Origin of the sequence: Glutamicibacter sp. BW80 (assembly GCF_002332385.1) — a bacterium.
Taxonomy (GTDB): Bacteria; Actinomycetota; Actinomycetes; order Actinomycetales; family Micrococcaceae; genus Glutamicibacter.
Genome location: NZ_NRGV01000046.1, coordinates 1 through 17,673, shown reverse-complemented (window position 1 = coordinate 17,673; position 17,673 = coordinate 1). Strand labels below are relative to the sequence as shown.

The window sequence follows — 17,673 nt, the reverse complement described above, 5'->3', positions numbered from 1 at the left end:
GAATCTGCGGGTGTGCTCGTTTAATCGGAGGTCAGTCGGCGAGCAGCAGTTCTGCCGTGGCCAGCAGCCGCACGGCCTCCTGGGGCGCTATGCGCACCAGGGCGAAAGATGCGACCACAAGGCCGGTGATCGCGGTGCTCAGCATGCCCGCGCGCTCCGCACTCGCCTCGGGCAGCGCGCTGGCCACGCCACGGAGTATCGCGGCCTGCAACTCGGCGCGGTATTCGCCGATGATGCGCGAAATCTTCGAGTCCTGGGCCAAAGGTGCGCTGGCGGTATTGATCAACAGGCAGCCATGCGCGGCGGGCAGGGATTCTGGGCGGGCAAAAACGGCGGCGAGCCCCTGCAGGTAGTCGGTGAGCGCCGAGGCCGGAACCTGGTCTGCGAGCAGCGGGAGCAGCCGAGGCCGCACGATTTCTTCGAGGTAGCTGACGACAGCCGCATCGAACAGGCCACGCTTGGAACCGAAGGAATTGTAGATACTCGAGCGGCTGAGTCCCGTGGCGGCTTCGAGCTCGGGCACCGAGGTAGCCTCGAAGCCCTTCGACCAGAAAACCGAGCGAGCATTTTCGATGACTTCCGCGCGGTCGAAAGCTAGTGTTCTTGCCATCACATACCTTTCCACTTTCGGTAACGACCATTCCAGTATATATTGAAATGGTCATTACAAAATAACTTGGGCCACTAAGCCCGTAGGGAGCCCTCCATCATGGTTATTACCGGACTCGTGCTTGGCGCGTTGGCAGCAATCATTCACGTCTACATCTTCTTGATGGAATCCGTGTGGTGGACCACCCCGCGAGCGCGCGCAATTTTTGGAACCAGCGAGGCGGAAGCGAAGGCCACCAAGGAACTGGCCTTCAATCAAGGCTTCTACAACCTGTTCCTCGGAATCGCGGTTTTGCTCGGTGTGGTGCTTTTCCTCATGGGCCAGCCGATGATCGCAGCCACCTTGGTGCTCACCGGTGCCGGTTCCATGGTGCTTGCCGCCACGGTACTGCTGACCTCCAGCCCGGACAAGGCCTCCGCGGCGCTGAAGCAGGGAGTGCTGCCGCTCCTCGCGGTGATCTTCATGATCCTCGGTCTGGCCCTCTAGGTTATTTCCGTACCCGACAACCACCCCCAGAAAGGTACTCATCAGGATGAGCGAATTTACCAGTACGCAGATCCAGCTAGCTAGCCGTCCCACCGGCTGGCCAACTGCCGAAAACTTCAACGTCACCACCAGCGCCTTCGGGCCGCTGCGTGCCGGCCAGGTGCGAGTACGCAACGAATTCCTATCCGTTGACCCATATATGCGCGGACGAATGAGCGACGCGCGTTCCTACGTTGCGCCCTACGGGATTGGCGAACGGATCACGGGAGGCGCGATCGGCCGCGTCGTCGAGTCCGCAGCCGAAGAGCTGCCGGTCGGAACGGTGGTGCTCCACCAGCACGGCTGGTCCGATACCGTCCAGGAAGAAGCCTCCAGCTTCAGCCAGGTTCCCGAGATTCCGGGCATGCCCCTGTCATTGCGCCTGCATATCCTTGGGATGACCGGGTTGACCGCCTATGTTGGCCTGACCGAGATTGCCTCGTTGAAGGCCGGGGAGACGGTCTTCATTTCCGGCGCCGCAGGTGCCGTGGGTACCGCGGCCGGACAGATCGCCAAGCTGCTCGGAGCCAAGCGGGTCATCGGTTCTGCCGGCAGCGCCGAGAAGGTCGAATTGCTCACCAGCAAGTACGGCTACGACGCGGCGTTCAACTACAAGGACGGCGATGTGCGCGGCCAGCTGGCCGCCGCCGCTCCCGAGGGAATCGACGTGTTCTTCGACAACGTCGGAGGCGAGCATCTCGAAGCGGCGCTAGCTTCCTTCAACGACGGTGGACGCGCCGCACTGTGCGGGGCGATCTCCGGATACAACACCACCGAAAAAGCCGCCGGCCCGGACAATATGGCCAACCTGATCACCCGCGGGCTCAAGCTGCAGGGCTTCACCCTCTCCAGCTACCTGCACCTGTCCGGAGAATTCGGGCAGCAAATGGGGGATTGGTTCGCCGCGGGCAAGATCGCCTACGACGAGACCATCGTCGACGGCATCGAGCACACCGTGGATGCGTTCCTGGACATGATGCGCGGCGCCAACACCGGCAAGATGCTGGTGCGGATCTAGCCGCCAGCACCATGAAGTGAGTGCCACTGGGCTCTGCAATGACTTTGCAGAGCCCAGTTGCGCTCCTGCTGTCTCCCGTCGCTGCCAGAGTGCATTGAGAATTTTGCCGACCAAGACCATGCGTGATTCGGTGAGCCAATCCGCGGGCCTGGGGATTCAACCATGCTTGGCGAGGCGAAATTCGCAGGCTTCGGAACTTGGCCGGTCACCGCTCGCCCCGATCGGTGCAAATTGCGGGCGTGCATAAAAACTCGATTCTCGCAGGCCACCTTGCGGTTCCCGGTGCGCATCGCAACGGCGGCCGCGGAAAGCCGAGAAAGTATCTGGCTCCTACCCCTAGGAGAGCGCCGGAGTGAAGCGTAGAGTAGAAATAGACCGACCGGTCTAATTTGATGCAGTATTTCTTCAAGGGAGAAGAATCATGCGTGTGGCAAGGGGCGATGTCGAAGTCAGGATGGAAATTCCCGGCGCGGTAATCCGTCAGCGCAAGGGATTCGGCGACGGGAGCGGATTCGAGTCCATCAGCGGTGAATACTTCACCCTCGCCGCGGGCGTGGACACCACCGCGTTGTTCGAGGGACTGGAAGGCGATCTGTGCCAATGCCCGCATTGGGGCTACGTGCTGCAAGGCCGGATCACCACCACAGATTCCCTGGGCGCTCAGGAAACGGTCGCCGCCCATGATCTCTTCTACTGGCCGTCGGGCCACAACGTGCGCGTCGATGCAGATGCCCAAATCGTCATGTTCAGTCCGGAGCAGCCGCACAGCGAGGTTATCGACCATATGATCAAGAAAGTCGGTGGCTAACCCCTCGTGGCCGCACCGTCTGCTCAAATGCACCATCCGACCAAGCAGCTCCTGCTCGATGCGGGGATGCCGATGCTGCTGAAACAGGGATACAACGATCTGGGAATCCAGGCACTGCTCGCGGCCACCGGCACCCCGAAGGGGTCCTTCTACCATCACTTCCGGGACAAGGAGGATTTTGCGCTCCAAGTCATCGGGCAGTATATGCGCGGGGTTCACGACGGTCTCGACGCATGCCTGAACAATGAGGAACGTGTTCCGCTGGACCGGGTGCGGGCCTTCTTCGAGCTGACCCAGCAGAGCTACCGGGAGGAGGGCTATCTGGGCTGTCTCCTGGGTGGCCTGGGCCAGGAACTCTCTGGGGTCAGCGAGGTGTTCCGGCAAAAGATCGACGGATGCCTGACCCAGATCGCCGAACGGATCGCGGCCTGCCTTCAGCTGGCTATCGAACGCGGCGAGGTTGCGGCCGGGGCCGACCCCCGAATCATGGCCACCCTCTTGGTGGATTGCTGGGAAGGCGCCGCGTTGCGCAGCCGGCTTCGGGGAAATGCCCAGCCATTGAACGAGATGCTGGACTTCTACTTCACCTCGGCCGTCGGCCGCGGTACGCCGAATCCCTGAAATGAACAGCGCCTGAGCACCGTGCTCCAAGCCTCGCCGGTCTGATGGGCCCTGGCGGATCATGATCCGCATTTAATCGACCTGGCCAGCCACAAGAAGTGCCCACCGGGTTAGGATCGGATCATGTATGGATTGGATTCGACCTCCGGGCCGGTCGCGGGACTGCTGCTGCTCGCCCCGCTGCTCACCGTCCTGGTCGCCGCGGCGGGTGCTTTTGTGGCGCTCAGGGCCCTGCGCTTCCGGACTAAAATCAAAAGCGCCGAGCAATGGTGGGTGCGCGTGGAAAACGCCGTCAACCATTGCCTGGCCGACAGCACGGTTGAGCAGAATTTGGGCACCACCATGCTCGCGCACCTCCAGGGCCAGGGCGAGATGCCCGAGGGCCTGGACGAGGAGCAGCGCCGCGAATGGGAACGGCTGAGCAAATTGCGCTGGAAGGTGCAGCCCGAGGATCTGGCGATGATCCACGACATGGTCAAGGATCTGGCGCTGAGCAAGTCGCGGCGCTTTAGCTCGATGGGAATACGCTTGAATCCGGAGCTGCGCCCCGAGCACGAGACCATGATGCGCCAAGCGCAGCTGGCGCTCCGGATCGACCAGAAGCTGGGGCGCGACAGCGACCCGGAGATCTTGAAGATCTTCACCAGCGAATAGCTAGGGCCGAAGGCTCAGCTGCCGGGCATGGAATGCGAAATGCCGGCTGGGGTAGGCGTAGATCTCGGATAGCGTCATCGATCGGGAGAAAAACGGGTCCCAGCGCTCCGGGAAATCCGCCCGCCGCAAGAGCGCGGCGGGGCTCTCCCGATCCAGCTTCCGCTCCAGGGCATTGATGGTCAGCCACAGCCGGCGCTCCATGCGCCGGTGGTTGAACACCAGCGCCGCCGCGCAGGAGCCGGCGTAGTTGACGGGATGAAACAGCGGGGTTGTGGCGTTCAGCAGCCGGGAGAATCCGGACTGCACCCCGGCCGGGCAGCGCACCAGGACGTGGACCAGCGGGATCAGCGCGCGGACTACCATGTAGCCGAAGACCATGTGGAAGAGCAGCTGCTCATTGCTCCAGCCGGTGCCGATGCTGCTCCGGCGCAGGTCGGCCCGGCTGGCGGTGCGCAGCAGGCGGTGCAGACTTTGCGCATCCTGCCGGTAGCCCCTAACGATCCGGGACTTATTCTCCTCCATCGCAGTGCACCTCACGCAGAGAACTCGAACCGGCGGGCAACCCACCGAACTTCATTGTAGGCCCGTGCGGATTCGCTCAGCGAAGCATGCGCAACTCGATCATTTGCGGCAGCCCTGGATCTGTTTTTTCGGCCCCATCGAAGGCGAATCCGTTGCGCCGATAAAACGCCGTGGCCCGTGGATTGCCCCGGGCCACCCAGAGCACCGCCGGCTCGTCTCCCAGCACCGCGTCCAAGAGCCCCTGCCCGATGCCGCTTCCATGGCATTGGGCCAGCAAGTACAGGCTGTACAGCTGCAGCCGGTCTTCGCCATCCAGTCCCGGCCCGGCGAGCGCGAAACCCACCAGTTCTCCTTGCGACTCGGCCACGACCCGGCGCAGTGCCGGGTTCTGGTCGGCGACCAGACGCCCCCAGAGGGTGCGCCGTGACTCCAGCTGCTCCGGGGTGAAGTAATCGGCCGGCAGCTGGTTGGCGTAGCTTTGCTTCCAGCAGCGGGTATGCAGCTGGGCAAGGGCCTCGACATCGGCCGGTTCGGGGGCGCGCAGGGTGAAGTCCATGGGCTAGCCGGCGGTGTATTCGGCCAGGTGCTGGCCGGTGAGCGTGCCGGAGCCGGCCAGCTGCGCCGGGGTCCCTTCGAAGACGATGCTGCCGCCGTCGTGGCCGGCGCCCGGGCCCAGGTCGATCACCCAGTCCGCGTGGGCGACCACGGCCAGGTGGTGTTCGATCACGATCACCGTGTTGCCTTCGTCCACCATTTCATCAAGTAATCCCAGCAGCCGGTCCACGTCCGCCATGTGCAGGCCGGTGGTGGGTTCGTCCAGGATGTAGGTTCCCTGCCCCTTGCCCAGGTTGATCGCCAGCTTCAGGCGCTGGCGTTCGCCGCCGGAGAGGGTGTTCAGCGGTTGGCCGAGCTTGACGTAGCCCAGGCCCACCTGGTTCAGCCGTTCGAGCATCGCCTTGGCCTTGGGGACCTTGAGCTGTTCGAACGCTTGTTCGATGCTCAGGTTGAGCACCTCGGCGATGTTCAGCCCGTCCAAGCGGTATTCGAGGACCTTCGCGGTGTAGCGCTTGCCTTCGCAGACCTCGCAGCGCAGTTGCACTCCGGCCATGGTGGCCAGATCGGTGTAGGTGAAGCCCACCCCGTTGCAGTTCGGGCAGGCCCCTTCCGAATTGGCGCTGAACAGCGCCGGCTTGACGGAATTGGCCTTGGCGAAGGCCGCGCGGATCGGATCCAGGATCGAGGTGTAGGTTGCCGGGTTGCTGCGCCGGGAGCCGCGAATGGCGGACTGGTCCACCACCGCGACGTCCTCGCGCTTGGAGATGGTGCTGTGGATGAGCGTGGACTTTCCGGAGCCGGCCACCCCGGTGATCGCGCACAGCACGCCGCGCGGGATGTCCACGTCGATATTCTTCAGGTTGTGCGTGCTGGCCGCGCGGATCTGCAGCGGATCCTGGCCGCTGCGCACATTTTGCTTCATTGGCACCCGGGCGGAGAAGTGCCTGCCGGTCACCGTGTCGCTGGCCAGCAGGCCTGCCAGGTTGCCCGCGTAGCTGATGTTGCCGCCGTGCAGCCCGGCGCCGGGGCCGAGGTCGATCACATGGTCGGCGATCTTGATGACCTCGGGCTTGTGCTCGACGACCAGCACCGTATTGCCCTTGTCGCGCAGGTCGCGCAGCAGGTGGTTCATGCGCTGGATATCGTGCGGGTGCAAGCCCACCGTGGGTTCGTCGAAGACGTAGGTGACATCGGAAAGCGCGCTGCCCAGATGGCGGATCATCTTCACGCGCTGCGACTCGCCTCCGGAGAGGGTGCCGGCCGGGCGGTCCAGTGAGATGTAGCCCAAGCCGATCTGGATCATGGAGGCGAGAATCGCGCGCAGATTGGCCAGCAGCGGAGCGGCGTCCTCGATCACCAGCTTCACGAGCTCCGCATGCAGGTTGGTAACCTGCATGGCGGTCATCTGGGCGATGCCCAGGCCCGCAATCTTCGAGGCGCGCGCCTTCTCGCTCAATCGCGAACCGTTGCAGGCCGCGCAGGGTGCGGTGGTGGAAATCCGCTCGATCCAATCCCGGATATGCGCCTGCTTGATCTCCCGGCCGGAGTGGATGTAATTGGACTTGATCCGGGTGATCAGCCCGGAGTAGCTCATATTCGCCCCGTTGAGCTTGACCTTGCCCGGCTCCGCGTAGAGCATCCGCTCCAGCATGTCCTTGGGCATGTCCTTGAGCTTCACCTGCAGGTCCGGCTCGGTGCCCGCGGTCAACGTCTGCCAGAGCCAGGAATCCGGGGCGAAGTTCGGGGCCGTGATGGCTCCCTCGGCCAGCGTTTTATCCCAGTCGAGCAGTTCGTCCAGGTCGATGCTCGCCTCCGTGCCAAATCCCTCGCAGGTCGCGCAGGCCCCCTCGCCAAGGTTGAACGAGTACGCTCCGGCCCCACCGGCGCTCGGCGTGGAATAGCGCGAGTAGAGCACGCGCAGCAGCGAGTACGCGTCGGTGGCGGTGCCCACGGTGGAGCGCGAGTTCGCCCCCATGCGCTCTTGATCCACCACGATCGCCGCCGACAGGTTTTCCAGCACCTCGACATCGGGCCGCGGCATCGAGGGCATGAAGGACTGAACGAAGGAGGTGTAGGTTTCGTTGATCAGCCGCTGCGACTCCGCGGCAATGGTGCCGAAGACCAGCGAAGACTTGCCCGAGCCGGAGACTCCGGTAAAAGCGGTGATGCGGCGCTTGGGGATGTCCGCATCCACCCCCTGCAGATTGTTCTCCCGTGCTTGGCGGACGCGGATCAGGTCGTGGGTATCTGCAGGATGCTGGGTCATGAGCTAAATCCTACCCAGTTCCCGCAGCAGCTCCCTGGCCCGGGTGCGCAGTTCCTCGCTCAGATTGTGCAACGGGGCCGGCAGGGCGGAGTCCGAGACCATGCCGAGTTCCCGGGCCAGTCCCGCGATGGCGCGGGCGCTGCCGCCGCAGGCGGTGTAGAACTCCCACAGGCTGGCAAGCTGCCCCGATTCGGCGAGCGCACGCTCATGGTCTGACTCGCTGGCCGGCTTGGAGATCCGCAGCGCCAGCTCCGGCAGGGCTCCGGCGAGCACGCTGTACCACCCGTCGCACCCGGCGGCCAGGCCCGCGGCGGCGACGGCATCTCCCGAAATCCCCAGCGTGACGTCCGCCGGGATCACCGAACGGATGGCTGCGACGTGCTCGCGTGCCGCTTGCGGGTTAGCCGGCAGCGGCGGGATCTTGATCGACGCGACATTTGGCAGGGCGCCAATGCGCGCGTAGAGCTCCAGGCTGAAGCTGAAGTGGGTGGTGCCCGGGTTGTCATAGAGGATTACCGGCAGGGTGCTCGCCGCGCAGACCGCGGCAAACAGGGCGAACACCTCATCTTCGGTCAGCGGCTGATAACTGACCGGCGCCAGGAGCAGTCCTTGGGCCCCGGCCAGCTCGGCCGAACGCACATTCGCCAAGACCTGCGAGGTGCGCAGCGCACCGACGCCCACGTACACCGGCGTTCCGTTGGCGGCAGGCACCGCCAGCTCGGCTGCCCGGGCGCGCTCGCCGGGATCGAGATAGGCGTACATGCCGGTGGAACCGAGCACGGTGATCGAGTCGACGCCGCTGCCAGATAGCCGCTCGATGAGCGCGGTGAAGCGTGGCTCGTCGAGGCTGTCCTCGACCAGGGGAGTGAGCGGGAAGGCGCTGAGCCCGGAAAACATATCGAGGTGCTCCAAGTCATGGGCGGATAGGATGGTGTCTCTCATTAAAGCCGGGGGTAGCGCCGTGGCAGAATATGACGCGGTGCAGGTAACCTGGTGTCCCTCCACGGGCTGGAGCGCTAGCGTTTAACCGTTGTTCGGAGACGGAACGCTGCGTGGATTCGCCAAAGCGCGGGATTCTCTGGACAAAAGGCGAGAGTTGGCGGCATTGAGCCACGTCTCATCCATATGACCTGGCTCATGGTTTCTAAGAACCGAGTGCAGGCCATAACATGGTGGATGCATGTCGTGCGCCACAAAACCCGTGGTCTCGACGCCCCTCAGCTCGTCACACATCATTCGTCACCATGAAAGAAGCACATGAACCTGTTGAAAAAGATCCCACTGCTTGGGTGGATCCTTGTTGCTATCGTCCTGGGTATTCTGCTTGGGCCGGTGATGCCGGTGTGGCTGGGCAGCGCTTTCCTCACCTACAACTCGATCTTCTCGGGATTCCTGAGCTTCATCGTGCCGCTGATCATCTTGGGCCTGGTGATGCCCGCGATCGCCGAGCTGGGCAAGGGTGCCGGTAAGTGGCTCGGCGTGACGGCGCTGATCGCTTACTCCTCCACCGTTCTGGCCGGCCTGCTCGCCTACTTCGTGGGCCGCTGGCTGTTCACCGCCTCGCTCAGCGGCGGCGGCGTGGAAACCCTCGGCGAGGACTCCGGGTCCGGGTTCGAGGCCTACATCTCGCTGGTGACATCCGCCGGCGACGGGGCCACCGAGATCGTTTTGGAACCAGTCATCGGTGTGATGAGCGCGTTGATCCTCGCGTTCGTGATCGGCATCGGCCTGACCGCATTCCGCAGCACCGTGCTCTTCCGCGGTGCCGTCGAATTCCGCACCATCATCGAGATGGTAATCCGCCGCATTATCGTCCCGGCACTGCCGCTGTTCATCTTCGGAATCTTCCTTGACCTCTCGGCCAGCGGCTCGGCCGTGACCGTGGTGACCAAGTTCCTGCTCGTGGCCGTGGTCTCCTTCGCGCTGACCCTTGTGGTGCTGCTGGTCCAGTACACGGTGGCCGGTTCGATGACCGGGCAGAACCCGCTGAAGGCGCTGTGGAATATGCGTGACGCATACTTCACCGCCCTGGGTACCTCCTCTTCGGCGGCCACCATTCCGGTGACCCTCGCCTCGGCGAAGAAGAACGGCGTCTCCGATTCGGTGGCAGGCTTTGTGGTGCCACTGGGTGCAACCATCCACCTCTCCGGCTCGATGGTCAAAATCACCTGCTTCTCCCTGGCCGTGCTGCTGCTCACCGGCGGCAATGTCTCCTTCGGCGCATTCCTGCCATTCATCCTGATGCTCGGTGTCATGATGATCGCCGCTCCTGGCGTTCCCGGCGGTGCCATCGCGGCTGCCGCTGGCCTGCTGGCGCAGATGCTCGGCTTCGGCGAGGTCGAGGTTGGCCTGATGTTCGCCGCCTACATCGCGCTGGACAGCTTCGGCACCGCCACCAACGTGACCGGCGACGGCGCCATCGCGTTGATCATGCACAAGCTCACCCGCGGCAAGCTCGGCGCGCAGGCACAGGATCCTGCCGATGAGCAGGTCGAGGTCATCGCGGGCAGCGGCAAAGAGTCGCACACCTTGGCCGAGTAGCTTTTCGCTGCACCAAAAAGCACCTGGGACCAACGCGTATGCGTTGGTCCCAGGTGCTTTAAGCGTTCAACGGTTGTGCTTGTCGCGGTGGGGCCGCAGAAGTTAAAGGAACGTCGCTACGGGCTGGGGATGAGGACATTGTCGTCAATCCTGATCCATCCTTCGGATTCCAGCTCGCGGGTATCAGCGTCATCCCTGACTAGGGAAGCCGCAAGGCCGCTGGGTGGAGCCGACGCGGTCATTATCACGTCGGTTGCTCCCAGCGAACTGCAGCCGGAAAACCAATGGGGATCTGCGCCTGGGGGAACAACGATGATGCAGCCTAGCGAGGAATCAGGGGAGGCGGCTACGAAATACCGGACCTGTTCGTGGGTAGTCAGGTGCCTTGAACTTTCCCGGTCTATGGCATCTCCCAAATCAACCGCTGCGGGCAGGGCATCCTCGGAAGCGAATTGCTCATCCAGTGCCTGAATCCCGCTATGCCCGGAGCACGCGGTGAGTGCCAGCACCCCACCGATGCCAATGGCTGCTAAAGAAATCCTACGCATGCGCATTTTCGAACCCTCCGGGTGGACGTTAATGAAAGGCTACCTCAGCACAGGTTTCAGGTCCCGCGGCTGATGTTTTCTTGACCCCAAGCGATCGGTTCGTCCTAGTTCCTGCCCGATGAAGGAACCATTACCGGGCATAGCATTCGTTGTTTGGCTTCCATACGAAGGACGGGCAGGCAAGGCGGTAGGTTTGAAGCATGACACGGATTCGCAGAGCCGTTTACGGACTTTCGGTAGGTACGCTCGCGGCGCTATTGACTGGATGCGCAATTGACAGCCTCATCTGGGGAAACGATGGTGCCCAGGTGATTCAAACGACCGAGCAGTTTGTCAGTGATATGGCTTCGGGCGAAACGCCAGACACTGTCTGCGAGGATTCCGTTGCGGATCTCGGATCGCCCAGCGACTGGTCGGGGCGTTCCGCCGGCGAGCCGGAGGAGTTCTTCGCCGGGCATTGGGTTGATCAAGCGGCGCTCGACCCTCAGTGGAGCATCAATCTAGAAGGTCTTCCCGAGGGGGCAGTGCCCGGCACCGACTACCCGGGAGACGTCTTTTATCGCGAAACCGACGATGGACTATGCGTGATCGACGTGTCTTGGTCGACGCTCTTCGCCGTGAACTGATCAGCTAGGCAACTGCGCGGCAGCTCGTTTGCTGTCTGCTCTCCCGGTCCGTGAAGGCGCGTGGTCTCATGCGCCGCATCCTCTGCCTGCTAGCGAAACGACTTCAGGGACTGTTCGCGGAGGATCGGTAGCGCGGCGGCTCCCGCCAACACCGCCCAGACGCACAGCAGCGGGACGGGCCCGGTTAATGCCGCGATTGCTCCGCCCAGTAGTGCAGCAATAGGCATGATGCCCAGGGTGATGGTCCGTTGGGCCGAGCCCACGGTGGCCAGTTCCTCGGCAGGAACACTACGTGGCAGGACTTCCGCCCCGGCAACTGCGGATATCGAAACCAGAAAACTCCATGTGAGGGATTGGGCCGATAGCCAGATGAGTTCGTGGCCGGGCAATTGCTGGCAGGCGATAGCCATGGCTACAGCGGGAACCGAAAGGAACGCTGCCGCGATTCGAAGCGTTCTCAGACCGAATTTCGCCGAAAGTCGCGGTGAAAGGCCTGCTCCGAGGATGGCGCCGATCGCGGAGACGATTCCCAGGGCGGCGAACGCTGCAGGTGCAACGCCGAGGTCCCGCAAAAGGAAGACCGGCAGCACGGTGTTACCCAGCATGACCCCGGCGTTCGTCAGTGCTCCGGACTGGGTCAAGGCCCATAAGGCAGGTACTCGGTGCAAGGTCTGGAATCCGTCGCGGAAACTCCCTTTTCCCCGGCGTGCCGGACTTCGCTGGGCAGGGGCTGAATCTAACTTGATGCCGCGCTGGAACAGGACAGACGCCGCGTAGGAGCATATTGCCGCCCAGATCATGCCGGGCATACCGAGCAATCCCAAGGTAAGGCTGCCGGTGGCCGCAGCAGCGGTGGATGCTGTCTGATTGACGATGGCCAGCCGTGAGTACGCGTGTTTTAAGCGTTCGGTCTGGACCAGCCGCGGAATGACAGTGCTTTGGGCGGTGGTGAACACGACATCTGCGAATCCGATGACCACCGCGGCGCCGATGACCACGGCACCCGAAAGCCAACCGGCATAGAGCGATGCGAAAAGGCCCAGCAGTACCAGGCACCGGGCAATGGTGGCCACGCGCATGGCCCGATGTCGGTTCCTCAACCGGTCAATGAGCATGCCAACCGGCACGCCTAGCAGAAGGAACGAAGCCAGCCCGATCGAGTTGAGGATCCCCACAAATCCCGTACCGAAGCCCAAAATGGAGACCGCCAGGATGGGCAGGAGCGTCCGGGCCAGCACGTCGCCAAAACCCTCCGCGGCGCTGGTCGACATCATAGAGGTGAAGGCGCGGGGGAGCCTTGGCGGTGTTTGCTCGGCTAGCGCGGTCGGATCGTGAAAGGTCATGGGCTCCCAAACTTCGTGTCAGGTATTTCCTTACACCTTGTCAGCTACTGGCTGACAAAACAAGAAGTTCGCCTAGACTGGTTTCATGGGAAATGAAATCGGCGGCGTCAAGGACATTGCCAGTGCCGACCAACCGTTCATGTGTTCGTTCTGCCTCCGATCGCGTGAAGAAACGGGCGTTCTGGTGGGAGCGCCAGCGGTGGGTATCTGCCGTCAATGCGCGGAGGCTGCCCTAGGGCTTTTTCACAAAGCGGATCCCGAGGCGCACTCGATTGCGCGTGCCCCATGGGACATCTTGAATGACGCGGACCTGCTCCGGCAGCTTCCCCGTGTGGCCAAGGCGCGAGACGACGTCGAGGGCCACCTTCGCAACTGGGTCTCTGCCGCCAGGGTGCGGAAGCTGAGCTGGGCCAGCATCGGAGAATCCTTGGGGATGTCGCGCCAGTCGGCGTGGGAAAGGTTCCACCAATCGACTGCCGCCCAACGCGCCGAGGATGGGCAGTAGCCGGAGCCAATTGAGGTTCGTCCGCACGGCAAGAAACTGGCCGGCCGCACCCGGGCGCGGAGAATATCATAGCCGTTCCCACGCAAGGGTCGGCCGGCGTTGACGGTGATTAACCCAAGCGTTTCCCAGCCTGTATCCCCGATTGACGACTCGTGTTCCGATGCGGACAATGGTCGGCAGCCTTGAGCTGCATAAGGCTGGATCGCGGCTGGAATTGCAGTCATGGCAGTGACCGACGCGAGTTCGATGATCCCATATTCGATCACCGTCGTGACGGTGGCCGACCAGCGCTAAGACCGTGCCCGATGGATTGATCAGACGCTTCACTTCGAGCTGAAGCGAATTCTCATTGAGGGGCATTATTTTCCTCCGTGTCCCAGCGCTCGGCGCAGCGTGATGCCCGGATCAAATGGTGCTAGCCCTAGAAAGTGTACTAACGCTATGGCACACTTATGTGCCATAGCACTAGTACACTTTCGGGAGGCAAATTCAATGATCATGATTCTGTACATGGCAGGCCCAACTGTTGTTGCACTGCTCATTGCGTTAGCTATGGCGCTTTTCGGCCGGCGAGCGCACTTGGTCCTGCCCAAAGCCGTACGTCGATCCACTCTCCTCGGAATGGTCCTCGCGCTTGGAGGCGTCATCGCATTGGCCGCCTGGCCCCTGTACTTGTGGAGGCTGGCAAACCTCGGTGAAGACCCAGTCCTGGTAGTGCAGCTTGTCCGTTATCTGGCCCCACTGGTCTTGACCGTTGTTGCCTTGATCTTCATGGTGGTTCCCGCGCCTGCATCCGGCCCGAGCGGTTCCGCCGCGCTGGCCCCACGCACACTCATGACTTTCACTTCTCGTGCCTGGCTAGCTTGCCTGGCCGCTGTGGTGGCTGCGGCGTTCGCCATCGCGCTTTTCGCTGGACTGGCTTCAAGCCCTGACGAACGCGGCAGATATGTGATGTTCACGATGCACCCCGCCGAAGGCGTCAGCGCGAGCACGAATATCTACGGATGGTGGTTTTCGACGCCTTGTTTGATCTTGATCGCGATCATTTGCATGACTGTACTGATCGGTGTTGGCTCGATTTCACGTCCAGCACTAGCCAGCGAATCACAACGCGATGCAGGCCAAAGGGCCGTACGCAGCAGCAAGATCTTCTCTGTCGCCACTGGAGGGGTGCTTCTCCACCTCAGCGTCACCCTGCAAACCCTCTCAGGCACGGCCTCGCTCAGCTATTCTCAAACGGGATGGTCGGAGTTCGGAACCTCCTTTGCGGCACTTGGGCCAGTGCTGCAGGTGGCTGCGCTCCTTGCGTCTATCGTCGGCATGGTGTTGTGGTGGTCAGTCTTGATCGGATCACTCGCCACGCGTACACATGAAACCAGCAAGGCAGCGCGGCCATGATCATCACCCTCACCGAATCAGGCACCCCGATTGTCGATCAGATTCGGGACCAAATTCTCGGGCTCATTACCTCCGGTTTGTTATCCGCCGGCCAGAAGCTGCCCTCCGTCCGGCAACTGGCCAATGACTTAGGCATAGCGCCCGGCACAGTTGCCAAAGCCTATACGGCCCTTGAGGGCGAAGGCTTCCTCGTCACCCGGATCGGAAGTGGTACACGCGTCAGCGCAAATGGCTCGGCCACCCCTGGCGCTGTTCTCTCAGCGGCTACGCACCTTGTCAAAACGAGCAAAAGCGAAGCCGTTGAGCTAGATGAAACGATCCGTATCCTACGCGCAATATGGTCCACATCTTGACCCGCATTCCGCTCTGGACCTCGCGGCCCTGAGCATGGCAATCCTCCGTTCCCAGCACTGGCAGAGGCCAAAAGTCGGCGCTTGTGATACCCCTGGACCGCGGGCCGAGCCCAAAACCGGCACTTTCCCGAGTCAGTCCAATCGCACTTGGCATGTCTTGCCGGTTAGCTGACTATCAAGAGTGAATTCAAGCGTTAAGAGCCGAGCTGTCTTCGGAGGCTCGGGAAGATACACCCAAGAGGCCTCCCACCCCGCCGCGCTCCCGGCGACTTGTCCGGCACTCAACCGGTAAGTGGTCGCCGCGTCGTCGGAGATGACCGCTCCAACCGGACCAAGATCGAGCTGGCCGGGCATTGATGGCGGGTCTCCCGCGGCTTCCTCCCCATCACGGTTCCTCAGCTCGGCCCATTGCGCCAATTGCTCTTCGTAGCGAACGTCGCGCTGCCAAGTCTCGTGGCTGCGAATGCCTTGAAAGCAGATCCTGACGCCCTCGCGTCCCAGCCATTCGTCGGAAACGATCGGTACATCGGCCATCGCTTCGATGCCGGCAAACCGTACGTCTACGCCTTCATTGGTTGCGACAACAAGATCCGCCGGAGCTGAAACAATCCTCATCATGTGGCCAGCCTAGCGCTACCGGCTTGGATTCTCTTCGGGTATTGCTGCTCCGATCCCGTACGCCGATCCACCACCGGAACTTCTGGCGCCGAGACCTCGATTCCATTCATGGATGTCCCTCTTTGAACCATAGGCAAAGGATGGATGTGGACGGATGCGGCTCGTGCCTCGAGCTTCATTGCCAGACCCGGACGCTGCGAGTCTGAGCTATGACCCAGGTGATTGTGGGTATGGAGAGACATCCGCGGGCATCACCTCTACGCTTCGGCGAAACCCGGATGGCCGCTCAAGCCGGGGTAATCGCGCAGTTGGGGCGACAGCGCTTCCAGCAGCCGTCGGAGACCGTGCGCACCGCCAAAAGCACCTGGGGCCAACGCATAAGCGTTGGTCCCAGGTGCTTTTGCGCTCAACCGTTATTCGGAAGCTACTTCGTGCCGGCCGGCACACCGATGCGATCCAGGAGATCGTTGGCCACTTCGGCGAAGTACCGCTGCCCCCATTCGGTGAGGTAGCCCTGCTCGATCAGCTTCGTATCGACCTTGCCGACCAGCTCCAGATAAGCGGACCGGGTCCCGTAGCTCTGCGCAAATTCTTCCGCGGAGATCAGCTCCATCGAGCCGTATACCGCCCCCGGATGCGCTGCCCCGAGGAACTGGCCCAACGGGTGCTCCAGCAGCCCGTAGCGCAGTCCGCCGGCGGCATTGCCGTCCGCGCCGCGTACCAATTGGCCCGCCGACTGCTCGAACCACTGAGAGGGCGCGGCTTCGCGATTTCGCTTGGACCAGTTGATCAGCGACTCGGTGGCCGCAACGATCGCCGGTTCCAGCGGAAAGGTGTTCAGCGTGCTGCGGAATGCCTCGTCGTGCACCGCGGTATTCGGCAGTCGTCCGGAACGGTAGATTTCGGCATCCGCCGGGATGACCGGCGACAGCAGATCGGTGTGCGGCGTGCCCGGCACCTGCCAGTGACGTCGATTCTCCGGCAGCTCCTTCTCGGCCAGGGTGGCGGCCCCGAACAGGCCTGCATCACCCTCGGAGGTGACCGTGATGAACGGGACATCCAGCGCCGGCTCGGACCCGGGCACCGTCACCAGCCCGCCGGTCTGCGCCTGGGCCAGGGGACGCTCGAGGACGGCTCCGACGGTGTTCAGGTACCCGTCGAAAACCGGTCCGCGGTTAGCCTCGGTGACGGGCTCGTGGAAGTTCGAGGCATAGGTGTTCAGGTAGATCCCGGACTGGGATTGGCCCATGAGCAGCACGGTTTTCGCGTGCTGGCCGCCAAGCACCGCACGGCCTTGCCTGCTCTCAAGCAGCGTTCCCACCTGGGTGATGATGTCCCAGGCGAGCCCTTCTTCGGCTCCGGGCACCACCATGAACGGGTCGAAGGACGAGGGGTCATCGCGGTCGGCGATGATCGGTTCGCGCTCAGCCTCCGCGGTATCCCAGCTCAGCGGCGCATAGCGTTCGGCGTCGAAGTTCTTCAACGCGTCGACCTGGATGGGCTTGGACGTCACGCCGATGATCGTGTGGCCTTCTTCTACAGCCCAGTCCCACATGCGCCGCAGGTGGTCCTCGCCGGGAAAGCCGTTGGAGGCGTTGAGGATGTCCACGAGCACCACGCCAGAGGAGTCCGCCTTCTTGGCCGGGCGGCGCACCAGCAGGTGGTTGGTATACGGCACGTTTTCCGTGACTACCTGCAGTTCGCCCTCGGGATTGCCGTAGACGTTTGCTTCACCGCGCAGGAAGAACTCTTCCTCCAGGTAGCCCAGCTCCGACACATCCGCCGGCACCCGGGCGTGGGTCAGGGAGGACCAGGGATAGCTATCCCCGGTGGCTTCGATCGGCCCGAGCACCTCGGGGACGGCTTCGAGCGTGCTGCTGCCCGGCTGCGGATGCTTGGCCGGGGCCGCGCCCGCCGGGGAGGCGAGCAAGCCCAGGCCTAGCGCGCCGATGCAGGACGCTGCCAAGAGCTTCCGGTATCGCAGGTTTCTGGATTGATGAGGCACGATCCACTCCTTCGTGGGGCTAAGGTGATGATCGGGATGCAGTTGCGCACCCCCTGGTCGCCAGCATCTCAGGGGCCAGATCGGGCAGTCCACTGGTTGCCATAACTTGCCGGCACCACTTCGCAGAGCAGGTTAAATGCCGGTGGCCCGGTGCCTT

Annotated in this window: 19 protein-coding genes; 10 read left to right on the top strand and 9 right to left on the bottom strand. The window is 62.8% G+C overall.

Translation table 11 applies throughout. The annotated features are described in order from the left end of the window. Positions 1–31: 31 nt before the first annotated feature. On the bottom strand, positions 32–610 hold the full coding sequence (locus tag CIK76_RS12540) for a TetR/AcrR family transcriptional regulator (protein ID WP_096286972.1): 579 nt from the start codon (positions 608–610) through the stop codon (positions 32–34). Positions 611–709: 99 nt separating this feature from the next. On the opposite strand from CIK76_RS12540, the gene CIK76_RS12535 reads away from it, so the two are divergent. From CIK76_RS12535 to CIK76_RS12515, 5 genes are all read left to right on the top strand, one after another. Further along, entirely contained in the window at positions 710–1,096 is a 387-nt protein-coding gene (locus CIK76_RS12535) for a DUF1304 domain-containing protein (protein WP_096286970.1), read from the top strand. 46 nt (positions 1,097–1,142) lie between these two features. Then, complete coding sequence (locus tag CIK76_RS12530; protein ID WP_096286968.1) at positions 1,143–2,153, top strand: NADP-dependent oxidoreductase; 1,011 nt, start codon at positions 1,143–1,145, stop codon at positions 2,151–2,153. Positions 2,154–2,574: 421 nt separating this feature from the next. Then, positions 2,575–2,961, top strand: a complete 387-nt coding sequence (locus CIK76_RS12525; protein ID WP_096286966.1) for a hypothetical protein — start codon at positions 2,575–2,577, stop codon at positions 2,959–2,961. Between the two features lie 27 nt (positions 2,962–2,988). After that, the gene (locus CIK76_RS12520) at positions 2,989–3,582 is read left to right on the top strand and encodes a TetR/AcrR family transcriptional regulator (RefSeq protein WP_096287047.1); all 594 of its coding nucleotides are present in this window, start codon (positions 2,989–2,991) and stop codon (positions 3,580–3,582) included. A gap of 123 nt (positions 3,583–3,705) precedes the next feature. Then, positions 3,706–4,236, top strand: coding sequence for a hypothetical protein (locus CIK76_RS12515; RefSeq protein WP_096286964.1), 531 nt, complete (start codon positions 3,706–3,708; stop codon positions 4,234–4,236). Here CIK76_RS12515 and CIK76_RS12510 read toward each other — a convergent pair whose 3' ends face one another. From CIK76_RS12510 to CIK76_RS12495, 4 genes are all read right to left on the bottom strand, one after another. Beyond that, positions 4,237–4,758, bottom strand: a complete 522-nt coding sequence (locus tag CIK76_RS12510) for a DinB family protein (protein WP_096286962.1) — start codon at positions 4,756–4,758, stop codon at positions 4,237–4,239. Between the two features lie 76 nt (positions 4,759–4,834). Then, positions 4,835–5,314 (bottom strand): GNAT family N-acetyltransferase, encoded by a 480-nt coding sequence (locus CIK76_RS12505; protein WP_096286960.1) that lies wholly within the window; start codon positions 5,312–5,314, stop codon positions 4,835–4,837. A 3-nt stretch (positions 5,315–5,317) separates the two neighbouring features. Next, positions 5,318–7,579 (bottom strand): excinuclease ABC subunit UvrA, encoded by a 2,262-nt coding sequence (locus CIK76_RS12500; protein ID WP_096286958.1) that lies wholly within the window; start codon positions 7,577–7,579, stop codon positions 5,318–5,320. A 3-nt stretch (positions 7,580–7,582) separates the two neighbouring features. After that, entirely contained in the window at positions 7,583–8,521 is a 939-nt protein-coding gene (locus CIK76_RS12495; RefSeq protein WP_255248456.1) for a dihydrodipicolinate synthase family protein, read from the bottom strand. Positions 8,522–8,836: 315 nt separating this feature from the next. Between CIK76_RS12495 and CIK76_RS12490 the strand changes: the two genes are divergently transcribed. Beyond that, a complete protein-coding gene (locus CIK76_RS12490; RefSeq protein WP_096286954.1) occupies positions 8,837–10,120 on the top strand; it encodes a dicarboxylate/amino acid:cation symporter in 1,284 nt (427 codons plus the stop codon). Positions 10,121–10,236: 116 nt separating this feature from the next. Here the strand turns inward: CIK76_RS12490 and CIK76_RS12485 are convergent, their stop codons facing one another. Beyond that, entirely contained in the window at positions 10,237–10,668 is a 432-nt protein-coding gene (locus CIK76_RS12485) for a hypothetical protein (protein WP_096286952.1), read from the bottom strand. Between the two features lie 200 nt (positions 10,669–10,868). Here CIK76_RS12485 and CIK76_RS12480 point away from each other — a divergent pair, with 200 nt between their 5' ends. After that, positions 10,869–11,294, top strand: coding sequence for a hypothetical protein (locus tag CIK76_RS12480; RefSeq protein ID WP_096286950.1), 426 nt, complete (start codon positions 10,869–10,871; stop codon positions 11,292–11,294). Positions 11,295–11,383: 89 nt separating this feature from the next. Here the strand turns inward: CIK76_RS12480 and CIK76_RS12475 are convergent, their stop codons facing one another. Continuing rightward, on the bottom strand, positions 11,384–12,637 hold the full coding sequence (locus tag CIK76_RS12475) for an MFS transporter (protein WP_096286948.1): 1,254 nt from the start codon (positions 12,635–12,637) through the stop codon (positions 11,384–11,386). Between the two features lie 85 nt (positions 12,638–12,722). Here CIK76_RS12475 and CIK76_RS12470 point away from each other — a divergent pair, with 85 nt between their 5' ends. The 3 genes from CIK76_RS12470 (at position 12,723) to CIK76_RS12460 (ending at position 14,893) form a co-directional block, all read left to right on the top strand. Continuing rightward, positions 12,723–13,142, top strand: a complete 420-nt coding sequence (locus tag CIK76_RS12470; RefSeq protein WP_096287045.1) for a ClpX C4-type zinc finger protein — start codon at positions 12,723–12,725, stop codon at positions 13,140–13,142. A gap of 510 nt (positions 13,143–13,652) precedes the next feature. Beyond that, positions 13,653–14,540 (top strand): hypothetical protein, encoded by an 888-nt coding sequence (locus CIK76_RS12465; protein WP_141393551.1) that lies wholly within the window; start codon positions 13,653–13,655, stop codon positions 14,538–14,540. Further along, positions 14,537–14,893 (top strand): GntR family transcriptional regulator, encoded by a 357-nt coding sequence (locus tag CIK76_RS12460; RefSeq protein ID WP_096286944.1) that lies wholly within the window; start codon positions 14,537–14,539, stop codon positions 14,891–14,893. Before CIK76_RS12465 ends, CIK76_RS12460 begins: the two co-directional genes overlap by 4 nt. 132 nt (positions 14,894–15,025) lie before the next feature. Here the strand turns inward: CIK76_RS12460 and CIK76_RS12455 are convergent, their stop codons facing one another. Together CIK76_RS12455 and CIK76_RS12450 are read right to left on the bottom strand one after the other, a co-directional pair. Then, on the bottom strand, positions 15,026–15,511 hold the full coding sequence (locus CIK76_RS12455; protein WP_096286942.1) for a hypothetical protein: 486 nt from the start codon (positions 15,509–15,511) through the stop codon (positions 15,026–15,028). 424 nt (positions 15,512–15,935) lie between these two features. Next, on the bottom strand, positions 15,936–17,516 hold the full coding sequence (locus CIK76_RS12450; protein ID WP_141393550.1) for an alpha/beta hydrolase domain-containing protein: 1,581 nt from the start codon (positions 17,514–17,516) through the stop codon (positions 15,936–15,938). Between the last annotated feature and the right edge of the window lie 157 nt (positions 17,517–17,673).